Source organism: Sphaerisporangium dianthi (assembly GCF_042654065.1).
Lineage (GTDB): Bacteria > Actinomycetota > Actinomycetes > Streptosporangiales > Streptosporangiaceae > Sphaerisporangium > Sphaerisporangium dianthi.
The window spans coordinates 226,460-249,218 of record NZ_JBHSFP010000010.1 but is presented as its reverse complement, the minus strand read 5'-3'; the positions used below and the strand labels follow the sequence as shown (position 1 = coordinate 249,218).

Below are 22,759 nucleotides of genomic sequence, written 5' to 3'. Positions count from 1 at the left end.
GGGGAGGTTTGTGGTCAGAGGGGGGTGGGGTGGGGGTTGAGGGTTTGGTGGGGGGTGGGGGTGGGGGGACGCTCGGTGGTGGAGGGGAGGCGGGAGGCCATGAGGGCGGCGGTGAGGAGGGAGAGGACGGCGCACAGGGCGAGGACGAGGTCCATGCCGTACACATAGGCGTCGTGCGCGGCGGCCGTCAGCGCCGGGTCGCCGAGCCGTACGGCGATCGCGACCGAGTCCCGCGCGGCCTCCGGGGCGCCGGCGGGGAGGTGCGCGATGTACAGGGCGGACAGCACGCCGCCCAGCAGGGCGACCCCCACGGCGCTGCCGACCTGCCGCAGGGCCTGCAGGGCGCCGGAGCCCGAGCCGGTACGGTCCTCCGGCAGTGTGGCGAGGACGCCGTCCATGGCGGGCACCATCGCCATGCCGACGCCCACCCCCGCGATCGCGAGCCAGGCGGCGGTCCAGCCGTACCCGTCCGAGACTCCGGTCGTCGCCCCCATGCCGAGGCCGGCCGCCAGGAGCACCAGCCCGGCGGTCATCAGTCGCCGCAGCCCCGCGCGGGGAAGCAGCCGCTCGCCGGTCAGGCCGCCGGCCATCAGCCCGCCGATCATGGGGACGACGCGCAGGCCGGTCTCGAACGCGTCGAAGCCGAGGACGGCCTGCAGGTACAGCGGGACGACGAACAGCACGCCGGTCATCGCCAGGGAGATGAAGGTCGCTCCGATGGCTCCCCACAGGAAGACCCGCTGGCGGAACAGGCCGGGGTCCAGCATGGGGGCGCGCATCCTGGCCTCGACGATCGCGAAGAGCGCCAGCAGCGCCAGTCCGCCGACGACCGTGGCGAGCACCACGGGGTCTCCCCAGCCGTCCTGAGGCGCCTGGATCACCCCGTACACCAGCGCGCCCAGGCCGGCCATGGACAGCAGCCCGCCCGGCAGGTCGACCCGCGAGGCGGAGGGGTCTTTCGACTCGGGGATCAGGAAGGCCACGGCCACGACGGCCACCGCCACCGCGGGGATGTTGATCAGGAAGATCGAGCCCCACCAGAAGTGGTCGAGCAGGTAGCCGCCGACGATGGGGCCGAGCGGCAGCCCCAGGGCCATGCCGGCGGTCCAGGCGGCGATGGCGCGGGCCCGCTCGTGCGGCGGGAAGATCACGGGCAGGATCGACGTCGACAGCGGCATGATCATCGCGGCGCCGGCGCCCATGAGCGCTCGCATGGCGATGAGCCACCCCGCGTCGCCGACGTACGTGGCGACGGCCGAGGCGATGCCGAACGCGGCGAGCCCGGCCAGGAGCATGCGCTTGCGGCCGAACCGGTCGCCCAGGGCTCCGGCGGGCAGCAGCAGGGACGCGAACACCACCATGTAGGCGACCACGATCCACTGCAGGTCGCCGGTGCTCGCGCCGAGCTCGGTGGCGAGCGTGGGGAGCGCGACGTTCAGGACGGTGAGGTCCAGGCCGATGACCAGGACGCTCAGCACCAGGGCGCCGAGCGCCCACCAGCGTCGCGAAGAAGTGATAGTAGACATGAATTGATAGTAACTCTCAAAAGATGGCCGCTGTCAACAATTCCCTCTTGAGCTTGCGCCGTAGTGGTGTAATTCTGATTACATGGAAACAGATGAATCAGTGATCGCGTCATGGTTCACCGGACGCCTGCCGCAGGAGTGGTTCTCCGGGCAGGAGTTCGTCATCGACCGCGAGGAGATCGCGGTGATCGGCACGCTGTCCGTGCCCGCCGTGGGCGAGGCGGCCTCGGAGGCCGAGCGGACCGCCTTGCTGGAGGGCGCCTTCCAGCGGTTCAGGGAGGAGACCAGGGAGCGGCGCGTCGAGATCGCCCGGGAAGCCGAGCAACGCTTCCGCCGGAAGGTCTCCTGGGGGGTCTCCTGCGAGGGCCGGACAGTGATGTTCACCACCCTTTCGATCCCCGTCATGACCCGCCTGCGGCAGCAGGAACGGCGCGTGCTGGACACGCTCGTCGCCGCCGGGGTCGCGCGCAGTCGCAGCGACGCCCTCGCCTGGTGCGTCCGCCTGGTGGGCGCCCACACCGACACCTGGCTCGCTGACCTGCGCGATGCCCTCCAGCAGGTCGACCGCGTTCGCTCCGCCGGCCCCGACCTGAATGCGTAGATTGGACTGAACCAATCTTTTGACAGGCCTAGACCATTTCCAATGGCCTATACCAATGGCACTCTCCGGTCCTGGCGGGCGGGCGGCCCGCCGGGCGGAGGCCGACTCTCTCATCTTCCCCAAGATGGGTAAACTCCCTGGAAACCATCGCGATCCCTGCTCTGTTATGACGCCACGATCATGGGCAGTGAGCAGGGCTGACGACGGTTGTCCGAATTCAATGGCGTGAAACGGCAGGGAAACAGGAGCAACGGATCTCCTCTTTTGAGGAGTTCTTGAGCACCTGTTTCCGCGACTGGTCTATGCCAATTGGATTCGGCGCGTTCCGTCGTTGATGATGTTTGGCCTGAGAGTAAGGAGCCGGCTCCGTGTCAGTTTCCATTGAAATGACCGCCCCGACGTCCCACGCCGAGCTCGCCGCCTGGGTCACAGAGATCGCCGAACTGACCCGCCCCGACCGCGTCGAGTGGTGCGACGGGTCGGAGGCCGAATGGACGCGCCTGACCAACCTGCTCGTCAAGCAGGGCACGTTCACGCGCCTCGCCGCGCGGCCCAACAGCTTCCTCGCGACGTCCGACCCGAGCGACGTCGCCCGCGTCGAGGACCGCACCTTCATCTGCTCGGAGGACCCGCAGGACGCGGGGCCCACCAACAACTGGATCGCGCCCAAGGAGATGCGCGCCACCTTCGACGGGTTGTTCCGAGGCTGCATGCGCGGGCGCACGATGTACGTGGTGCCTTTCTGCATGGGCCCGCTCGGCGGTGAGATCTCCCAGCTCGGCGTCGAGATCACCGACTCTCCGTACGTCGCCGTATCCATGCGCGTCATGACCCGCATGGGGGAGCCGGCCCTGCGGCTGATCGAAGAGAGGGGCGACTACGTCAAGGCCGTCCACTCGGTCGGCGTCCCGCTGGCGCCCGGCCAGGAGGACGTCCCGTGGCCGTGCAGCACCACCAAGTACATCAGCCACTTCCCGGAGACCCGTGAGATCTGGTCCTACGGCTCCGGCTACGGCGGGAACGCCCTGCTCGGCAAGAAGTGCTACGCGCTGCGCATCGCGAGCGTGATGGCCCGCGACCAGGGCTGGCTCGCCGAGCACATGCTCATCCTCAAGCTCACCCCTCCCGGCGGCCAGGTCCGCTACATCGCGGCCGCCTTCCCCTCCGCCTGCGGCAAGACCAACCTCGCGATGCTCCAGCCGACCATCCCCGGGTGGAAGGTCGAGACCGTCGGCGACGACATCGCCTGGATGCGCTTCGGCGAGGACGGCAGGCTCTACGCCATCAACCCCGAGGCCGGCTTCTTCGGAGTGGCGCCCGGCACCGGCGAGGCGACCAACGCCAACGCCGTCGAGACGCTCTGGGGCAACAGCATCTTCACCAACGTGGCGCTGACCGACGACGGCGACGTGTGGTGGGAGGGGCTCACCGACGAGCCTCCCGCGCATCTCATCGACTGGCGGGGCCGCGACTGGACGCCCGGCTCCGGCGAGCCGGCCGCCCACCCGAACGCCCGCTTCACCACCCCCGCGTCCCAGTGCCCGATCATCGCCCCCGAGTGGTCGGACCCCAAGGGCGTGCCGATCTCGGCCATCCTGTTCGGCGGGCGCCGCGCGACGGCCGTGCCGCTGGTCACCGAGTCGTTCAGCTGGCAGCACGGCGTCTTCCTCGGAGCCAACGTCGCCTCGGAGAAGACCGCCGCCGCCGAGGGCAAGGTCGGCGAACTGCGCTACGACCCCTTCGCGATGCTGCCGTTCTGCGGGTACAACATGGGCGACTACTTCGCCCACTGGCTCGACGTCGGCAAGATGGCCGGCCCGGGCGGGCTGCCGCGCATCTACTACGTCAACTGGTTCCGCAAGGACTCCTCCGGACGCTTCCTGTGGCCGGGCTTCGGCGAGAACAGCCGCGTGCTCAAGTGGATCGTCGAGCGGCTGAACGGCGAGGCCGGCGCCGTGGAGACCCCCATCGGGCTCCTGCCCTCGCGCGGCGACCTGGACACCGAGGGCCTCGACGTCGCCGAGGCCGACCTTTCGGCCCTGCTCTCGGTCGACCCTGAGGTGTGGAAGCGGGAGGCCGCGCTGATTCCCGGCCACTTCGCGACCTTCGGCGACCACCTGCCCGGGCAACTGTGGCAGGAGTACCACTCCCTGGTGGACCGCCTGTCCTGACGCTTCCGCTCAAGCCTGTGTCCGCTCCCCGTTGTGGGTAACGGGGCTCAATAGCAACCCAAGCGGGGGGCGGGCAGGCGTCGGAGCACGTGATAATTGCGTGTCGTCAACGTCCGGCAGCCGCCGGGCGGCGAAGGGGAGGTCTCCATGGGCGTGCGCGATCTCGTGTACCGGTTGTACGAGCGCCGTCTTGGAACCAAGCTGTCCAGCGATCAGATACCTCGCCACGTGGGTGTCATCGTGGACGGCAACCGCCGCTGGGCCAGGGCCATGGGCCTGCGCGACGTCAGCCACGGCCACCAGAAGGGCGCGGACAAGATCTCCGAGCTGATGGTGTGGTGCCGTGAGGCCGGTGTGGAGATCGTCACGGTGTGGTTGCTCTCCAGCGACAACCTCTCCCGGCCCAAGGAAGAGCTCGACCCGCTGATGGAGATCATCGAGGAGACCGTGCAGGGCCTGGTGGCCGGCGGGTTGCGGGTCAACCCCATGGGAGCGCTGGACCTTTTGCCCGATCGCACGGCCCGAATCCTCAAAGATGCCAAAGAAGTGACATCACGACGTCCTGGGCTGATTGTGAACGTTGCGGTTGGGTATGGAGGAAGGCGTGAGATCGCTGATGCGGTGCGCTCCCTCCTCCAGGAGCACGCCAGCAAGGGCGCGAGCATCGAGGAGCTTGTCGAGGTTCTCGATGTGGAGCACATCGCGGAGCATCTCTACACGCGCGGCCTCCCCGACCCGGATCTTCTCATCCGCACGTCGGGAGAGCAGAGGCTGTCCGGCTTCCTGCTCTGGCAGAGCGCTCACTCCGAATTCTACTTCTGCGAGGCCTACTGGCCTGACTTCCGCAAAGTCGATTTCCTGCGGGCGCTGCGGTCGTACGCCGCGCGGCACCGGCGGTACGGAAACTGAAACACCCCGTGAACACCCCCTATCAGCCCTGGTCGAGCTGTTGGGTAGGGGGCGTCCACGACGTACCGTAAGGAGTAGGCAGTCCATACGGCCTACTTCGGGAGAGGGTCCGCCCTTGCGTCGCCTTTTGACGAGGGGGGCCGGGATCCGGCGTCGCCTCGCGCAGGTGGGGGCGCACGATCGGGCCCGGTCCGCTCACCACCTCATAGGCAGGGCGCTGACTCCTGGCGCCCGGGGGAGAACGCGTGGCAGTGTCCTCGAGCAACCCGTCCACTGGAAGTAGCCTCACGCCATCGAGGCGCACGTACATAGTGGACACCTCTGTCCTGCTGGCCGACCCTGCGGCGATGAGCCGCTTCGCCGAGCACGAAGTCGTCTTGCCGATCGTCGTCATCACCGAGTTGGAGGCCAAGCGCCACCACCCCGAACTCGGATACTTCGCCCGCAAGGCGTTGCGCTTCCTGGACGATCTTCGTGTCCGGCACGGCAGGCTGGACGAGCCCATGCCGATAGGCGAGGGCACGATCAGAGTCGAACTGAACCACAGCGATCCCGCGATCCTGCCGGCCGGATTCCGGCTCGGCGACAACGACACCCGCATCCTCACGGTCGCCCGCTCCCTCGCGGCCGAGGGCCACGACGTGGTGCTGGTGTCCAAGGACCTGCCGATGCGGGTCAAGGCGGCCTCCATCGGCCTGACCGCCGAGGAGTACCGCGCCGACCTGGTGGTGGAGTCCGGCTGGACCGGCATGGCCGAGCTCCAGGTGACCACCGAGGACGTCGAGTCGCTGTTCGAGCACGGCACCACCGACCTGGAGGAGGCCCGCGAGCTTCCCACCCACACCGGACTGCGGCTGCTGTCCGCCAGGGGGTCGGCGCTCGGGCGCGTGCAGCCCGACAAGTCGGTGCGGCTCGTGCGCGGCGACCGCGAGGTGTTCGGCCTGCACGGCCGCTCCGCCGAGCAGCGCATCGCCCTCGACCTGCTCATGGACCCCGAGGTCGGCATCGTCTCCCTCGGCGGCAGGGCCGGCACGGGCAAGTCCGCGCTCGCGCTGTGCGCCGGCCTCGAGGCCGTGCTGGAGCGCCGCCAGCACCGCAAGGTCATCGTCTTCCGCCCCCTGTACGCGGTCGGCGGCCAGGAGCTCGGCTATCTGCCGGGCTCCGAGAACGAGAAGATGGGCCCGTGGGCGCAGGCGGTGTACGACACCCTCGGCGCCGTCACCACCCCCGAGGTGATCGAGGAGGTCCTCGACCGCGGCATGCTGGAGGTGCTGCCGCTCACCCACATCAGGGGACGGTCGCTGCACGACGCGTTCGTGATCGTGGACGAGGCCCAGTCGCTCGAGCGCGGCGTCCTGCTCACCGTGCTGTCCCGCATAGGCGCCAACTCGCGCGTCGTGCTCACCCATGACATCGCCCAGCGCGACAACCTCAGGGTGGGCAGGCACGACGGCGTGGTGGCCGTCGTCGAGAAGCTCAAGGGGCACCCGCTGTTCGCGCACGTCACGCTCACCCGCTCCGAGCGCTCGCCGATCGCCGCGCTGGTGACCGAGATGCTGGAGGACATCACGGTCTGACCGTCATGGGGGCAGGTTGACGTTGGGCGCCGCCAGGTCGTGGTACTCGCGGCAGGTGTGCTCGCCCAGCGCCAGCGGCCCCTTGGCCGTCGTCTGAGTGATCTTCACGGCCCAGATCTCCTCGCGCAGCCGTGCTGTGCAGGTGATCTGGGCCATCGCCGCCCTGCTGAGCCGGCCCGGCCCGTTGACGATGACGTGCAGCCGCAGGCCCACCGGATTCTCCGGGTCGTTGCGCACGCCGCTGTCCACCCCGTACCGCCCGAGCGGGCTCTGCTCCAGCCGGAAGGACGACAGCGCGGAGCCCAGGCCGTCCCCCGGTCTCTTGCTCACCTCGAACAGCGCCCCCATCACGTCCTCGGCGGCGTTGGACGCCGTGGACACCTGCTTGGGCGACAGCCGCCCGTCACGCAGCAGGTACACGTTCGCGACGGCCCCCTTGGCGCTGATCACCGGTGCGGGACCTGCGTCGAGCACCCCCGTGGGGTCGACCCCGCAGGCCGCCGTCCCGCCCAGCGCCAGCGCCAGCGCCAACGCCATCACCGGCGCCGCGGCGTGCGCGGGGCCGGACGCCGCGGCCCGCCGGGACCGCGAGCGCCGTGAGGTCATCGGACGCGGTCTCATGAGTAGGGGATCCAGACGGTGAACAGCGTGCCCGGGTCGCACAGCTCCACCTTGATCGTCCCGCCGTGCAACTCGGCGTTGGCCTTGGCGATGGCGAGGCCGAGCCCGCTGCCGTCGCTGCGCGCCCGCCCCGCGCCGACCTTGTAGAAGCGTTCGAAGACATGGGGAAGGTCGTCGCGGGGGATGCCCTTGCCGCGGTCGCGCACCTTCACCTCCAGGCCGCTGCGCAGCGCGCGGGCGGTCACGGTCACGGGGGGAGCGCCGTGGAGCAGGGCGTTGCCCACCAGGTTCGCCACGATCACGTCGAAGCGCCGGGGATCGAGCGAGAACGACAGGCCGCGCGGCACTTCCAGGCGCACCCGGCCGGTCCAGCCCCTGATCTCCAGGCAGTCGGCCAGCGCCATGCCGACGTCGACGTTCTCCCTGGTCAGCACGGCGGCGCCCGAGTCGAACCTGCTCGCCTCGATGAGGTGCTCCACCAGCACCCTGAGCCGGTTGATCTCACGGACCACGAGGTTCACGGCCTTGCCCGCGTCCGGGGGGAGGTTCTGCGCCTCCTCGGTCAGCATGTCGGTCACCGCCGTCATCGCCGTGAGAGGGGTGCGCAGCTCGTGGGAGACGTCCGCGACGAAACGCCGGGACATCGCTTCCAGGGCGCGCAGCTCCGACACCGTCTGCTCCAGGGCGGAGGCGGTGTCGTTGAACGTCGCCGACAGCCCGGCCAGCTCGTCGCGGCCGTCCACCGGCAGGCGGGTGTCCAGGCGCCCGGCGCCGAGGGCGCGCGCGGCGTCGCCGAGCCTGCGCACCGGGCGCAGGACGCTCCGCGCGGACACCAGCGCGACGGTCAGCGCGATCGCCAGCGTGATCCCGGACGCCTGGGCCAGCGCGGTGCGCAGCCGGGCCAGGACGCCGCCCTCCTCCTTGAGCGACACGAACACGTAGATCGTCATGCCGGTGGGGCGCACCGCGCCGGTGCGGGTCAGCCGGTGGACCTGCGTGCCGATCAGCAGCCACGGATCGCCGTGGATCAGCAGCCGCTGGCGCACCATGCGCTCGGCGGCCTGCCTGCGCAGCTCCGCGGGGACGTCGTCGAGCCCGAACGTGGTGCCGCTGCTCAGCCGCTCCTGCTCGCCGTACTTGAGGATCACCTGGCGGTCCGGCCCGCCGAGGGACTCGGCCAGGTTGGTGAGGTCGCTGTCGGTCACCACCGCGTCGGTGGGCCACAGCAGCTCGCTGGTGCCGATCGGCAGCGAGATCCGCTGGATGACGTCGCGGACGTCCACGACGGCGCCGGCCTCCGCGCGATCCAGCAGCGCCCTGCGGACGAGCTGGTATCCGATCCCCGCGACCAGGGTCGAGGCGGTCACCGCGACCAGGACGAAGGTGATGACCAGCCGGCCGCGCAGGCCGGTGGGACGCCGGAGGCCGAGGGTCACGGCGGGCTGAAGCGGTAGCCGAAGCCCCGCACCGTGTGGATGTACACCGGCTCGGCCGGGACGGGTTCGATCTTGGCGCGGATGCGCTGCACGCAGGCGTCCACCAGGCGGGAGTCGGCCACGTGGTTGTGGTCCCAGACCGCGCGCAGCAGATAGCGGCGGTTGAGCACCTGCCCGGGGTGCCGCACCAGTTCCAGCAGCAGCCGCAGTTCGGTGGGGGTGAGGTGGACCTCGCGGTTGGCCAGGGTCACCTTGAGCGCCCCCCGGTCGACCACGAGGTCGCCGAAGCTGATGCGGTCGGCGGAGGCCGACTCGAGGCGGCGCAGCACGGCGCGGATGCGGGCGTCGAGCACGCGCGGCTCCACGGGCTTGACCACGTAGTCGTCCGCCCCGGCCTCCAGCCCGACCACCATGTCCAGGTCGTCGCCGCGGGCGGTGAGCAGGATGATCGGCAGGGAGTCGAGCCTGCGGATGCGGCGGCAGACCTCCACGCCGTCGATGCCGGGCAGCATGACGTCGAGGATGACGATCTCCGGCCTGCGGGCGCGCACGTGGTCCAGAGCTTCTTCGCCGGTGGCGTAGGCGGTCACGGAATGCCCCTGACGCGTCAGGGCCAGCTCGAGGCCGGTCCGGACCGAGGGGTCGTCTTCGACGAGGAGGATGCCGGCCACCCGCACATTATGGCCGATGGTGCGTTATCTCCCTCTGTGTCACAGAACTGAGACATGGCCCCCATGGGAACCCGACAGTAGGCCGTCACGCTGAGGGCGTCCGCACCGTCACGCCCTGCCGCGGCCGCGCGGCGAAGGCCGTCCGGCCCGCCGGGCCGGGAATCCGGCTCTGTCACAGAGCCGCGACTCTCATGACGGGCGGTCGCTCCGCCGCCCTCCGGATCGGGGGTCCGGAGGGCGGGGGCGGCGTTCCCTGGTGTGACGAAAGTCACATCGAGCGGCGAAACCGCACGTTACTCGCTGGTTAGCCATGTAACCGTCAAATAACTTTTACGTTTGGGTTGCGAACCACCCCCCGATTCACGGCAAGCTCGTAGGCCGTGAGCTCAGGTCAGCAGTTGCGGGACAGGCGAAGCAGGCGGGACGGCGACAAAGAAGCCGTGCCGCCACGCGGTCGCACCGATCGGCGGCCCGGGCGCTCGTCATGGCTGACCCCCAAACGCGTGGTGGGCATCGGCCTCTCCCTCGCCGTGGTCGCCGCGCTCGGCGTCTTCACCGTGCAGACGATGCGCGAGAACGCCGCCACGCCGGCGACGCCGCTCAGCCTCAACGAACTCACCCGCATGGCCGACCCCTTCGCGCCGGACGCCGAGGCCGACGCGCTCAAGGCCGTCGCCGCCCAGGCGCAGCGGGCGCGCGACATCAAGGCCGCCCGCACCAAGTCGGCTCCCGACTGGGACCAAGTGAAGATCGTCAAGACGGCGCCCGGCGGCAACGGGTTCAACCCGCAGGCGTTCCCGCCCGGCTCCCAGCCGAACCCCGGCAGCAATAAGGCGCTCGGCCAGCAGATGGCCGCCGCCAAGGGGTGGTCCGGCGAGTGGGGCTGCCTCGAGAAGCTCTGGGACAGGGAGAGCCACTGGAACGAGCGGGCGATGAACCGCAGCAGCGGCGCCTACGGCATCCCCCAGGCCCTCCCCGGCAGCAAGATGGCCAGCGCCGGCGCCGACTGGCAGGTCAGCGCCGCCACCCAGATCGAATGGGGCCTCGGCTACATCGCGGCCCGCTACAAGAGCCCCTGCGGCGCCTGGGCCCACTCCCAGTCCGTCGGCTGGTACTGATCCTGATCCGCCGATCCCTCGCCGTGTCACGGTCATGATGCGCGCGAACTCTTAGTCAGGGTTGTTCGAGGTTTCGGCAAGTCTGAGGGCGCCGGGACGGTGCCCGGCGTCACGCTGGCCGCATGGGTGTGAAGGTCAGCGTGGTGGTGCCGGTGTCCGAGCCAGGCCCGGACGATGACGCGTTCGACGCGTGCGTGCGTTCGCTGCTCGAGCAGACGATGCCGTCGGACGAGTACGAAGTGATCTTCGCGGACGACCGGTCGGACGACGGCACGCGGGAACGGCTCGACGCCGTCGCCGCCGTCCGCCCCAACGTCAGGGTCCTGCATCTGGAGCACACCGGCTCGCCGGTGCGCGGACGCAACGTGGGGCTGGCCGTGGCGCGCGGCGAGTACGTGTACCTGCTCGGCCGGCGCGACCGCCTCGAACGGGTGGCGCTGGAGGCCATGTACCGCGCGGCCGTCGAGGCCGACGCCGACGTGCTGATCGGTCGGCTCGTCCAGGGCGACAGCCCGCCGCCCCGGGCCTTCTCCCGCAACCGCGAGCGCGCCGACGTCATGCGCGACCGCCTGCTCACCCTGCCGACGGCGCACAAGCTGTTCCGCCGCGCCTTCCTCGACTCGCGCGAGATCCGCTTCGCCGAGGTCGAGCCCGAACTGTCCGAGCAGGCGTTCGTGCTCAAGGCCTACCTCACCGCCAAGGTCATCACGGTCCTCGCCGACCAGGTGTGCTGTCACATCGGCGCCGAGCCCGAGCGCCCCGCGGACCCCGCCGGGCACGCCGCCGGCATCCGGGCGGTCCTCGACGTCGTGGACGCCCACAGCGACTCGCAGGAGCAGCGGGAGCGCCTGTACGTCCACCTGTTCCGCACGGCCGTGCTCCGCCCGCTCGGCGGGCGCCAACTGCCGGCGGCGCGCGCAGACCAGCGTCCGGCCCTGTTCGCCGCGCTGCGCGACCTCACCCGCGAACGGTTCCCCGAGGCGCTGGACGCCTTTCTGCCGGTCCATCTCCGCGCCCGGGCGGTTCTGGTCAGAAGCGGCGATCTCGGGCGTCTGGTGGCCCTCAGCGAGGCTTCCAGGGGCATCTCACTGCGTGCCGAGCTGCGCGACGTGCGCTGGGAGGAGGACGTCCTGCTGCTCGACCTCGCCGTGGAGATCGTCGACGCGCAGGGGGCGCCCGTCACGCTCACGGCGGCCGGCGACCGGCTGCTCTGGACGCCCCCGCTGGGCGGTTTCACCCTCCCGCCGCGGCTGGCCGACGTCACCGAATCGGTAGAGCGGGCCCGCATGGAGGTCTACATCCGCCACGTGGACTACGGGTTGATCTTCTTCCTTCCGGTGTCGGGGGAGATGTGCCGGTCGAGGGAAGGCGACCGGGTGCGCCTGTGGGCCGTCGGACGGGCACGGCTGGACGTGGGCACCGCCGGGCTGGGCCGCCCGCTGCGCTCCGGCGAGTGGGAGGTGCACGTGCGCATGCACAGCGGCGCCCACCAGGCGCGCACCCGCGTCGCCGGGCACCGCGGCGCCCAGCTCAGCTGCGTCGGCGTCCTCGCGGAACGGCCGCGCAAGCTCGTCATCCCCTGCTGGTCCGAGCAGCGCGAGCTGAGCGTGTGCGTCGAGCCGAAATCGTTCGCCGAGTCGATCACGCTCGTCTCGCCGGGGGCGGCGGTCACCCACCGGGACGGGAGCGTCTTCGTCGTCCTCCCCGTCCCGTACGTGCCGCCGAGCGGCGGCCCCCCGGCCGAGCTGGTGCTGCGGCACGTGGCCAACCGGAGCCGGGTCGTCAGCGTGCCCGCCCTGGTCGAACCCGGTGTGCCCGGCCGTTACCCGGGGCAGCTCGTCGCCAAGGTCGCGGTCCGCCGGTTCGCCGGCGAGGGCCACATCGGGCCGGGAGTGTGGGCGCCGCGCCTGCGCGTCGACGGCAAGGAGTCCGACCTGCGGTTCGTCCTGGAGATGGCCAGAGGGGGCCGGGTGCGCGTCGAGGCCGGCGCCGAGCCCGGCAAGCTCGTTCCCAAGCGCTCGGCGCCGGCCAGGCTCGCCACCCGCCTGCCCGGCGGCGGCTACCTGCTGCGCCTGGCCCGCGCCATCCAGCAGCGCTACCTTCCCGCCACGCCGGAGGAGTAGGCGCCGCGCGAGCGGCCCGATCCTCCGGCCCCGGCGGCGCGAGGTCAGGAAGGGGCCGTGCCGGTCCCGCCGGTCCCGCCGTTCTCGCCGGTGTCGCCGTTCTCGGAGGCCTGCGGCGGGCGGGTCATGGCCAGCACGTCCAGGGCCGCGTCCAGGGCCTCCTCGGTGAGCTTGCCGGAGGCCACGTGGCCGCGTTCGATCACGACCTGCCTGATGGTCTTGCGCTCCTTGAGCGACTGCTTGGCGATGCTCGCCGCCTCCTCGTACCCCAGGTGGCGGTTGAGCGGGGTGACGATCGACGGCGAGGACTCGGCGTACTCGCGCATCCGCTCGGGATTGGCGGTGATGTGGTGGACGCACCGGTCGGCGAGCAGCCGCGACACGCTGGCCAGCAGCCGGATGGACTCCAGCACGTTGCGCGCGATGACCGGCATCATCACGTTGAGCTCGAAGCTCCCCGCCGCGCCCGCGAAGGTCACCGCGGCGTCGTTGCCGATCACCTGCGCGGCCACCATGCACACCGCCTCGGGCACCACCGGGTTCACCTTGCCCGGCATGATCGAGGAGCCGGGCTGCAGGTCGGGCAGGTTGATCTCGCCGAGCCCCGCCCTCGGTCCCGACCCCATCCAGCGCAGGTCGTTCGCGATCTTGTTGAGCGAGACGGCGATCACGCGCAGCTGGCCCGACAGCTCGACCAGCGCGTCCCGGGAGCCCTGGGCCTCGAAGTGGTCGCGCGCCTCGGTGAACGGCAGCTCGGTCGCCTCGCTCAGCTTGGCGATGACCTTGCGCGCGAAGCCGGGCGGCGTGTTGACGCCCGTGCCGACCGCCGTCCCGCCGAGGGGCAGCTCGGCGACCCGGGGCAGCGTCGAGCGCAGCCGCGTGATGCCGTGCTCGATCTGCGTCGCGTAGCCGCCGAACTCCTGGCCGAGCGTCACCGGAGTGGCGTCCATCAGGTGCGTGCGCCCCGCCTTGACCATCGTCTCGAACCGCATCGACTTCTGCCGCAGCGCGACGGCCAGATGGTCCAGCGCCGGCATCAGCTCGTACACCACGTCGATCATCGCGGCCACGTGGATCGACGAGGGGAACACGTCGTTGGACGACTGCGAGGCGTTGACGTGGTCGTTCGGGTGCACGGGGCGGCCCAGGCGCTTCTCGGCGAGCGTGGCGACGACCTCGTTGGCGTTCATGTTGGACGAGGTGCCCGAGCCCGTCTGGAAGACGTCGATCGGGAACTCGTCGTTCCACTCGCCCTCCGCCACGTCGGTGGCGGCCTCGGAGATCGCCTCCGCCATGTCGGGCGAAAGGACGCCCAGCTCGCCGTTCACCTCGGCGGCCACCGCCTTGATCAACCCGAGCGCCGCGATGTGCGCGGGCTCCAGCCCGCGGCCGGATATCGGGAAGTTCTCCACCGCCCGCTGCGTCTGCGCCCGCCACTTGGCCGCCGCCGGGACGCGTACCTCGCCCATAGAGTCATGTTCGATCCGGAAATCCTCCATGACCCCAGTCTTGCTCTAGGAACCGCTGGACGTGCTCCCGCGGGCGGGCCGGAACGACGACAGGACGTCGTCGAGTCCCGACTGCCCAGGGTTCCAGCGGGCGTCGGGCGCCGACCAGTAGATCGCGTAGAGCGGCCCGCCCGGCACCGACACCCACCGGGAGAACACGCGCGTGGTGCCCGTGCCGGAGGTGTAGCGGAACTCCCAGTCGGCCACGTCCGTCCCCGTGTACGGCGCGGGGCGGGTCGCGGCGAGGCGGATCAGCGTGTAACCGGGGTAGGTGCCGTTCGCCCTGGCCCGCGCCTGCGCGGCCTTGGCGGCGTTGAGCACGTCGGCGGTGCCGTCCGCCGACTGGGCGACGCGCAGCGTGCGGGCGTCCCCGGCGACGCTGAAGCTCACGCCGCCGCCCCTGGCCGCCGCGCGCAGCTTGGCCGGGACGTCGATGGCGAAGCCGGTGCGGTCGACGTGGCGGCGCAGTCCCGGGGCCGGCGCGGCGGCCACGCCCTCTTGAGGAGTGGCGCTCTCCCGGGAACGCGCGCCGGTGGACGAGCCGTCCGCCGCGCCGGGGGAGACGCCGCCCCCTGGACCGAGGTCGGCGCCGTCGTCCGGGCCGAGCGTCGTGCTGACGCGGGCGTCGACGGCGGTGGCCGGGGCCCGGCCGGTCCCGGCGCCGGCCGGCGCCTTCTCGCCTGAGGGCGAGGGCCGCGAGTCGCCGTCGGAGACCGCCGAGGCGACGAGCATGACGATGGTGGCAAGGCCGAGCAGGGCGACCACCACCAGGACGATCATCCCGACCGGGCTGCCGCTCCTCGGCGGGGCGGCGCCCTGGAAGGAGAACAGGTCGGTGCCCAGCCCGTGCGAGGGCGTGTCGGCGTCCGTGCCCATGCCGCCGGCGTTCGCCATGCCGCCCGGGTGGCCGGGACCGCCCGGGCCGCTCACCCCGCCCGGGTGCCCCATGCCGCCCGGACCCGCCATACCGCCTGGACCCGCCATGCCGCGCGGGCCGGCCATGCCGCGCGGACCCGCCACGCCGCCTGGACCCGCCACGCCGCCCTGGCCCGCCGAGCCGTCCGTGCCGCCCTGGCCGCCTGCCGGGTGCGCGCCGCCGCCCGCGTACGGGGGCGCCGGGGCGTCGTGCGCGTACGTCCCGGCGGGGGGATGGGCGGGCGAGCCGCCCGGCGCGTGCGGGGGCGGCGGTGTCCGCGGCGCGGCGGCGGGGCTCCTGGGGGGCGTCCGGGGCGGCGCGGCCGAGGCGGACGGGAGCCGCCCGACGATGGTGGCCTGGTCGTCCTCGCCGGCCGCCGCTCCCGCGCGCGCGGCCGTGGACGGCGCGCCCGAGGCGGGAGGCGGGACGGGGCCGCCCGGGATGCGCAGGCCGCCCTTGGGACGGATGATCGTCATGGTCTGGTCGGTGTCCACCTCCCCCTCGGCGGACCCGGGCCCGGTGGCCCGGGCCTTCGGGATGGTGGTCTGCGACTCCGGGACGTCCGGGGCCCCCGGGGCGGCGGGCTGTGAAGACCCGGCCGGAGCCTGGGTCTCGGGTGCGGCCGCCTGGGCCTTCGGGACGGTGGTCTGCGGGTCCGGGGCGCTGGTCCGCGGGTCCGGCGAGGCCGGGGCGGCGCCGGGAGCCTTCGGGGTGGCGGCCGGGGGCTGGGCGGCGGCCTGGGCGTTCTGAGTGTTCTGAGCTTGCTGGGCGTTCTGGGCGGCGGTCCCGGAGGACGCGGCGGCCCGGGACGCCGCAGGAGGCGCGGAGGCGGCGGCGGACGCCGCCGGCGGGATGGAGGAGACCTTGGCGACCCGGCGCAGCATGGCCACGGCCAGGTCGTACTTGAGCCGCTTGGTGTAGTCCTTCTCCAGCAGCCCCTCAAGCGTCGGACGCAGCGGCCCCGCCTGGGTCGGCGGGTCGGCCTGCTCGGTCATCAGCGCCGCCAGGGTCTCGCTGACCGACGACCGCTCGTACGCGGGCCGTCCCTCGACCGCGAAGTACAGCGTGGCGCCCAGCGACCACAGATCCGACTCGGTGCCGGTGTGGTCGCCCCGGGCCCGCTCGGGGGCGGTGTAGCCGGGAGAGCCGATGACCATGCCGGTCTTGGTGATGTTGGTGTCGCCTTCGGCCTTGGCGATGCCGAAGTCGGTGAGGACCACCCGGCCGGTGTCGGTCAGCAGCACGTTGCCGGGCTTGACGTCGCGGTGCAGCACGCCCTGCTTGTGGGCCGCGCCGAGCGCTCCGAGCAGGTCGAGCCCGATCTCGGCGACGAGCCGGGGCGGGAGCGGCCCCTCCTCGTCGATCACCTGCTCCAGCGACCTGGCCTCGACCAGCTCCATGATGATCCACGGGCTGCCGTCCACCAGGATGGCGTCGTGCACCGTGGCCACCGACGGATGCACGATCTTGGCGGCGTTCCGGCCCTCGCGGATCATGCGTTCGCGCAGCTCGGCGCGCTGCGCCTTGCTGAGACCCGAATCCTGCCGGATCTCCTTGACGGCGACGTCGCGGCCGAGGAGGCGGTCGTGCGCCCGCCAGACCGTGCCCATCGTCCCCCGGCCGAGGGTGGCGATCAGCTCGTATCTGTCGGCGAGCAGGCGCGTCTGCTGTTCGGGCATGACTAAGAAGATAGCGATAGCGGGTTGAGGATTGCTTTCGCCTTACTTACGCATATTTCTCGGCCAAAAGCGACGAGGCACCACCATCCGCATGATTTCGGACAGCTGGCGGATCACCGGGCTCAGCTCGGAGTTGGCGGGAGCGCGTCGGCGGCCCGCCGCCGGGTCCATCGGTTTGCGGTGCACCCCCTCGGCCTGCCTGCGCGGCGAACGCGGCGCCGGCACGGGGTCGGGGGCCTCCGAGGGCACGCTGAACGTCCGGTCAGGACGGGCGTCGGCGCGGTGCTGGCCCCGGTGCCCTGCCCGGCGCGGCGAGGTCGGCACGCGATTGGGGTCCTCGCGCGGCCCACCGCGCGCGGCGGGCCGCGCGCCGGTGTTCGCGGCGTCCCGGGGCCACGCGGCCGCGAAGTTGGAGGAGCCGGAGCCCGTCGTGCCGGGCGACCCCTGCGACGGCGCCTGCGTGCGCCCGGAGCCGTGGTGGATCGGCCCGCCGAGCGGCTCCTCGGCCGAGCCTCCGGCGGCGACGCGCGCGAGCATGAGCGAGGCGCGCATGCCGTCGAGCCGCGAGTCGGGCGCGATCTGCAGCAGGCCGTGCAAGATCGGCGCGAGCGGCCCCGCGCGATCCATGGGGATGGGCTCACCGCTGGTGAGCGCGGCCAGCGCCGCCGCGGCCGTGCGGCGGCCGTGCAGGCCGCGGCCCTCCACGGCCGTGTACAGGGTCGCGCCGAGCGACCACAGGTCGGCCGCGGGGCTGGCCCGGTCGCCGAGGACGCGCTCGGGCGCGATGTACCCGGCCGAGCCGAGCACGATGCCGGCCTGGGTGATCGACGCGTCGCCTTCGAGGGCGGCCAGGCCGAAGTCCGTCAGCACCGTGCGGTCCTCGGTCACCAGGACGTTGCTGGGCTTGACGTCGCGATGCATGATGCCCTTGGCGTGCACGGCGCGCAGCGCCCCGAGCACCTGGCGGCCGATCTCGGCCACGCGGCGCGGGGGGAGCGGCCCGTGCTCTTTGACCATCTCCTCCAGTGACTGCGCGCGCAGCAGTTCCATGACGATCCAGGGACGGTCGTCCTCGGTGACGACGTCGAAGACCGTGATCACCGACGGGTGGGCGACCATGGCGGTCGCCCTGCCCTCGCGCTCGGTGCGGGCGCACAGCTCGGCCCGCAGTTCCTCGTCCAGGACGAGCGGGAGGCGGACCTCCTTGACAGCCACGTCACGGTCGAGAAGGCCGTCGTGGGCGCGCCACACGGTGCCCATGCCGCCGCGTCCCACCGGCTCCACAAGCCGGTATCGCGAGGCTAGCTCGTATCCGACTGGCGCGCGCATGGGGGGCAGCTTACCGATTTGTTCATTGCCGCCTGTAGAGGCCATGCCGATTCTCTGTTGAGATCTTCGGTCAGGTTTAGTCAGATTCGACGACCGATGGTGAGCACGGGACCACTGGTGTCCTGGAAGAAGTCGCCGCCCTTGTCGTCCACCACGATGAAGGCGGGGAAGTCCTCGACCTCGATCTTCCAGACGGCCTCCATGCCCAGCTCCGGGTACTCGATGACCTCGACCTTCTTGATGCAGTCCTGCGCGAGGCGGGCGGCGGGGCCGCCGATGGAGCCGAGGTAGAAGCCGCCGTGGCTCTGGCACGCCTCGGTGACCTGCTTGGAGCGGTTGCCCTTGGCCAGCATGACCAGCGAGCCGCCCGCGGCCTGGAAACGCTCGACGTAGGAGTCCATGCGGCCGGCCGTCGTCGGCCCGAAGGACCCCGAGGCGTACCCCTCGGGCGTCTTGGCCGGCCCGGCGTAGTAGACGGCGTGGTCCTTCAGGTACTGCGGCATCTCTTCGCCGGCGTCGAGCCGTTCGGCGATCTTGGCGTGCGCGATGTCCCTGGCGACGACGAGCGGGCCGGTCAGCGATAGCCGGGTCTTGACCGGGTAGCGCGACAGCTCGGCGAGGATCTCGCTCATGGGCCTGTTGAGGTCGATCGGCACCACGTCGTCCGACAGGTGCTCGTCGGTGGTGTCGGGAAGGAAGCGCGCCGGGTCGGTCTCCAGCTTCTCCAGGAAGACGCCCTCCGGCGTGATCTTGGCCAGGGCCTGCCGGTCGGCGCTGCACGAGACCGCGATGGCCACCGGGCAGGAGGCGCCGTGCCGGGGCAGGCGGATCACCCGCACGTCGTGGCAGAAGTACTTGCCGCCGAACTGGGCGCCGATGCCGAGCTTCTGCGTCAGCTCGAAGACCTTCTTCTCCATCTCGAGGTCGCGGAAGCCGTGGCCCGAGGACGAGCCCTCGGTCGGGATCGCGTCGAGGTAGCGCGCCGAGGCGTACTTGGCGGTCTTCAGCGCGTACTCGGCGCTCGTGCCGCCCACGACCACGGCCAGGTGGTACGGCGGGCAGGCGGCGGTGCCGAGCGAGCGGATCTTCTCCTCCAGGAACTCCAGCATCCGCTTCTCGTTGAGGACGGCCTTGGTCTCCTGGTAGAGGAACGACTTGTTGGCGCTGCCGCCGCCCTTGGCCATGAACAGCAGCTTGTACTCGTCGGGGTGGCCGTGCGGGTCCTCGGCGTACAGCTCGATCTGGGCGGGCAGGTTGCTGCCGGTGTTCTTCTCGTCCCACATGTTCAGCGGGGCCATCTGCGAATAGCGCAGGTTCAGCTCGGTGTAGGCGTCGTACACGCCGCGCGAGATGTGCTCGGCGTCGGCGCCGTCGGTCAGCACGTGGCGGCCCCGCTTGCCCATCACGATGGCGGTGCCGGTGTCCTGGCACATGGGCAGCACGCCGCCGGCCGAGATGCTCGCGTTCTTGAGCAGGTCCAGGGCCACGAAACGGTCGTTGCCGCTGGACTCGGGGTCGTCGATGATCTTGCGGAGCTGGGAGAGGTGGGACGACCGGAGATAGTGCGAAATATCGTGGATGGCGGTCTTGGTCAGCAGCCGGAGCGCCTCCGGGTCCACTTCGAGGAACGTGCGGCCCGCCGCCTCGACCTTCCGCACCCCCTCCGCCGTGATCAGACGGTACTCCGTCTCATCCGGGCCCAGCGGGAGAAGGTCGGTGTAGTCGAACTCGGGCATCGCTCGTGCTCCTCCGTATGTGTGGCGCGCTGGCCGCCGTCCTGTTGCAGGGTACGGCTCGGCATGCCCGTCTGCCGACACGGGGTTGTGCTCTGTTGTACCGGCGTTCGCGGCACATCGGCGCGGACGCGACGGCCGTCCGCGGGGCACCGGCAGGGACGCGGTGGCGTCCGCGCGGCCGACGCCGCCCGAAGGGAGATTGAGCGCGCGTTCGATACTGGACGTAGGCACGTGTCTGAGATCGGGGGAAATCATGGACCCGGGCTACATCGTGGTCGTCATATTCGGGGTGATAGTGGTCGCCGCCGTCCTCGGCGTCGGGCTCGTCACCATCGTGCTCCGCGGCATCAGGGGTGAGCCCGTCCAGTGGCCCGTGACCCCCGACGGCCGGGCACGGCGGCGCGAGATCGGAGCGCGGAGCACGCCTCCACGCGAAGGCGGCGAAGGGGGCGAGGGCGTCGAGGGCGGCGAGCACCCGGAATTGACCGGCAGGGATCTGGCCGGAGATGACCTGCGGCCGGTCGGAACCCACCCCGAGAAGCACGCCCTGCCAGGGCGGGCGCGGTGGTGGTGATCGACGCCATCCATCGCGCGGCCGGCGCGTCCGGCACTTGTTGAAGGAGTGCCCGGTCGCCGGCCGCCCCGCGCGAAGGGACGCTTTGTGCGACTCCGGCCGTTAGAGGATAGATCGTCCGAATGTCAGGACAAAGTCTTGACTCGCGGCATTCTGGTACCTAGAACTGGGGACGGGCCGTCATGAGCTGATCGGAGCGCGGAGGCAGTATGCGTGTGGGTCTGTTGGGTCTTGGCCGTATCGGGGCGTTTCACGCGACGACGCTCGCCGCACACCCCGAGGTGGACGAACTGGTCGTGGGCGACGCCGACGAGGTCCGGGCCAAAGAGGTGGCCGGCCGAGTCGGCGCGCTGGTCGGGGACGCCTTCCAGGCCGACGCCGTGGTCGTGGCCACCCCGACGTCCACCCACGCCGAGCTGATCCTGCGGGCCTGCGAGGCCGGCGTCCCGGTGTTCTGCGAGAAACCCGTCGCCCCCGGCATCGAAGAGACCGCGCGCGTCGTCCAGGCGGCCGCGCGCAGCGGCACGCTGGTGCAGATCGGCTTCCAGCGGCGCTTCGACGCCGGGTACGCCGAGGCCCGCCGGGCGCTGAGCGGCGGCGAGATCGGCGACCTGCACCGCGTGCACATGCTGACCGCCGACCCGCGGCCGCCGGCCGCCGAGTACATCCCGTTGTCGGGCGGCATCTACCGCGACTGCCACATCCACGACTTCGACATCCTGCGGTGGGTCACCGGCCGCGAGGTCGAGTCGGTGTACGCCGCGGGCTCCAACCGCGGCGCCGCGTTCTTCGCCGAGGCCGGCGACGTGGACAACAGCGCCGCCCTGCTCACCCTCGAGGACGGGACGCTCGTCACGCTGCAGGGCTCGCGCTACAACGGCGCGGGCTACGACGTCCGCATGGAGCTGGCCGGCACCCGCCGCACGCTCGCCGTGGGGCTGGACGAGCGCGTCCCCCTGGCCTCGGCCGAACCCGGGGTCGCCTTCCCCGGCGGCGAGCCGTGGCCCGACTTCGGGACGCGCTTCGAGGCCGCGTACGTGGCGGAGCTCGGCGCGTTCCTCGCGTGCGCGCGCGATGGCGGGCCGAGCCCGTGCGGCGTCGGCGAGGCGCTCGCCGCCCTGCGCGTCGCCGAGGCGGCCGAGCTGTCACGCCGCGAAGGACGCCCCGTGCGCGTCGCGGAGATCGAGCAGGTGGCGGCATGACCGACCAGAGCACGCACGCGGCGGCGGCAGAGGCGGGTGGCGGCATGACCGACCAGACCACGGACGCGGCGGCCGGAGAGGCGAACGTGAGCGGCACGACGGAGACCGGCCGGTCCGGGCGGGCCGATGGGGCGCTGCGCGTCGCCGGGGCGCCGATCAGCTGGGGCGTGTGCGAGGTGCCCGGGTGGGGCCACCAGCTCGACCGCGAGCGCGTCCTCGGCGAGATGCGCTCCACCGGGCTCGCCGCGACCGAACTGGGCCCGGACGGGTTCCTGCCGCCCTCTCCTGCGCACCGCAGGGCGCTGCTGGAGTCCTACGGGCTGCGGGCCATCGGCGGTTTCGTCCCGCTCGTGCTTCACGACCCCGCCTACGACCCGGTGCCCGAGGCGCGGGCGGTGTTCCGGTCCTTCTGCGAGGGCGACGTGGAGACGGTCGTGCTGGCCGCCGCCACCGGGGCCGACGGCTACGACCGGCGTCCCGTGCTGGACGCCGAGGGCTGGAAGACCTTGCTGGCCAACCTGGGGCGCCTGCTGAAGGAGGCCGAGCCGTTCGGCCGCGCCGTCACGCTCCACCCGCACGTCGGCACCATGATCGAGACGCGTGACGAGGTGGACCGCGTGGTCGACGGCTCGGCCATGCCGCTCTGCCTGGACACCGGGCACCTTCTCATCGGGGGCACCGACCCGCTCGACCTGGTGTCCAGGGCAGCAGCCAGGGTCGCACACGTGCACCTCAAAGACGTGGACGCCACGCTCGCCGAACAGGTACGCGCCGGGAGGCTGACCTACACCGACGCCGTCCGGGCGGGAATCTACCGGCCCCTCGGACGCGGCGACGTCGATGTCGCAGGCATCGTCGCCGGGCTCGGCGCGGCCGGCTACGCGGGCTGGTACGTCATGGAGCAGGACGTCGTCCTGGAAGGCGAACCCCCGGAGGGCGAGGGCCCGGAGGTCTCCGTCCGCGAGAGCCTCGCCTACCTCGCGACCCTGGCATGACCGAGCCCAATACGAGCGGCGCGGGCATCACCGAGCCGGGTACGAGCGGCGCGGGCATCACCGAGCC

General features: G+C 71.7%; 17 protein-coding genes. 9 read left to right on the top strand and 8 right to left on the bottom strand.

Features of this window, described 5'->3' with window-relative positions; translation table 11 throughout:
- Positions 1–14: 14 nt before the first annotated feature.
- A complete protein-coding gene (locus tag ACFO60_RS17715; RefSeq protein WP_380841462.1) occupies positions 15–1,526 on the bottom strand; it encodes an MFS transporter in 1,512 nt (503 codons plus the stop codon).
- Between the two features lie 82 nt (positions 1,527–1,608).
- On the opposite strand from ACFO60_RS17715, the gene ACFO60_RS17710 reads away from it, so the two are divergent.
- The 4 genes from ACFO60_RS17710 to ACFO60_RS17695 all read left to right on the top strand — a co-directional run bounded on the left by ACFO60_RS17710 (position 1,609) and on the right by ACFO60_RS17695 (position 6,784).
- Entirely contained in the window at positions 1,609–2,127 is a 519-nt protein-coding gene (locus tag ACFO60_RS17710) for a hypothetical protein (protein ID WP_380841461.1), read from the top strand.
- A gap of 386 nt (positions 2,128–2,513) precedes the next feature.
- A complete protein-coding gene (locus tag ACFO60_RS17705) occupies positions 2,514–4,298 on the top strand; it encodes a phosphoenolpyruvate carboxykinase (GTP) (RefSeq protein ID WP_380841473.1) in 1,785 nt (594 codons plus the stop codon).
- Between the two features lie 147 nt (positions 4,299–4,445).
- A complete protein-coding gene (locus ACFO60_RS17700) occupies positions 4,446–5,207 on the top strand; it encodes an isoprenyl transferase (RefSeq protein WP_380841472.1) in 762 nt (253 codons plus the stop codon).
- Between the two features lie 308 nt (positions 5,208–5,515).
- Positions 5,516–6,784, top strand: coding sequence for a PhoH family protein (locus ACFO60_RS17695; protein WP_380841471.1), 1,269 nt, complete (start codon positions 5,516–5,518; stop codon positions 6,782–6,784).
- Between the two features lie 3 nt (positions 6,785–6,787).
- On the opposite strand, the gene ACFO60_RS17690 is transcribed toward ACFO60_RS17695, so the two are convergent.
- Genes ACFO60_RS17690 through ACFO60_RS17680 form a run of 3 tightly spaced genes read right to left on the bottom strand, consistent with a single transcriptional unit; the run spans position 6,788 to position 9,512 of the window.
- Entirely contained in the window at positions 6,788–7,390 is a 603-nt protein-coding gene (locus tag ACFO60_RS17690) for a hypothetical protein (protein WP_380841459.1), read from the bottom strand.
- 11 nt (positions 7,391–7,401) lie between these two features.
- A complete protein-coding gene (locus ACFO60_RS17685; RefSeq protein ID WP_380841458.1) occupies positions 7,402–8,841 on the bottom strand; it encodes a sensor histidine kinase in 1,440 nt (479 codons plus the stop codon).
- Positions 8,838–9,512: a response regulator gene (locus ACFO60_RS17680; protein WP_380841457.1), complete on the bottom strand. Its 675-nt coding sequence runs from the start codon at positions 9,510–9,512 to the stop codon at positions 8,838–8,840. The genes ACFO60_RS17685 and ACFO60_RS17680 overlap by 4 nt, the downstream gene beginning before the upstream one ends.
- A gap of 440 nt (positions 9,513–9,952) precedes the next feature.
- Between ACFO60_RS17680 and ACFO60_RS17675 the strand changes: the two genes are divergently transcribed.
- Both ACFO60_RS17675 and ACFO60_RS17670 read left to right on the top strand, forming a co-directional pair.
- Positions 9,953–10,630 carry an aggregation-promoting factor C-terminal-like domain-containing protein gene (locus ACFO60_RS17675; protein ID WP_380841455.1) on the top strand — a complete coding sequence of 226 codons (678 nt, stop codon included), beginning with the start codon at positions 9,953–9,955 and terminating at the stop codon, positions 10,628–10,630.
- 122 nt (positions 10,631–10,752) lie between these two features.
- A complete protein-coding gene (locus ACFO60_RS17670; RefSeq protein ID WP_380841453.1) occupies positions 10,753–12,753 on the top strand; it encodes a glycosyltransferase family 2 protein in 2,001 nt (666 codons plus the stop codon).
- Positions 12,754–12,797: 44 nt separating this feature from the next.
- On the opposite strand, the gene ACFO60_RS17665 is transcribed toward ACFO60_RS17670, so the two are convergent.
- The 4 genes from ACFO60_RS17665 to ACFO60_RS17650 all read right to left on the bottom strand — a co-directional run bounded on the left by ACFO60_RS17665 (position 12,798) and on the right by ACFO60_RS17650 (position 19,921).
- A complete protein-coding gene (locus ACFO60_RS17665) occupies positions 12,798–14,252 on the bottom strand; it encodes a class II fumarate hydratase (RefSeq protein ID WP_380841452.1) in 1,455 nt (484 codons plus the stop codon).
- 15 nt (positions 14,253–14,267) lie between these two features.
- Positions 14,268–16,856, bottom strand: a complete 2,589-nt coding sequence (locus tag ACFO60_RS17660) for a serine/threonine-protein kinase (RefSeq protein WP_380841451.1) — start codon at positions 16,854–16,856, stop codon at positions 14,268–14,270.
- Between the two features lie 42 nt (positions 16,857–16,898).
- Positions 16,899–18,185 (bottom strand): serine/threonine-protein kinase, encoded by a 1,287-nt coding sequence (locus ACFO60_RS17655; RefSeq protein WP_380841449.1) that lies wholly within the window; start codon positions 18,183–18,185, stop codon positions 16,899–16,901.
- Between the two features lie 80 nt (positions 18,186–18,265).
- Positions 18,266–19,921 (bottom strand): fumarate hydratase, encoded by a 1,656-nt coding sequence (locus ACFO60_RS17650; RefSeq protein WP_380841448.1) that lies wholly within the window; start codon positions 19,919–19,921, stop codon positions 18,266–18,268.
- Between the two features lie 253 nt (positions 19,922–20,174).
- On the opposite strand from ACFO60_RS17650, the gene ACFO60_RS17645 reads away from it, so the two are divergent.
- From ACFO60_RS17645 to ACFO60_RS17635, 3 genes are all read left to right on the top strand, one after another.
- A complete protein-coding gene (locus ACFO60_RS17645; protein WP_380841447.1) occupies positions 20,175–20,495 on the top strand; it encodes a hypothetical protein in 321 nt (106 codons plus the stop codon).
- A 209-nt stretch (positions 20,496–20,704) separates the two neighbouring features.
- A complete protein-coding gene (locus ACFO60_RS17640) occupies positions 20,705–21,697 on the top strand; it encodes a Gfo/Idh/MocA family protein (RefSeq protein ID WP_380841446.1) in 993 nt (330 codons plus the stop codon).
- A complete protein-coding gene (locus tag ACFO60_RS17635; protein WP_380841445.1) occupies positions 21,694–22,692 on the top strand; it encodes a TIM barrel protein in 999 nt (332 codons plus the stop codon). The genes ACFO60_RS17640 and ACFO60_RS17635 overlap by 4 nt, the downstream gene beginning before the upstream one ends.
- Positions 22,693–22,759: the final 67 nt, after the last annotated feature.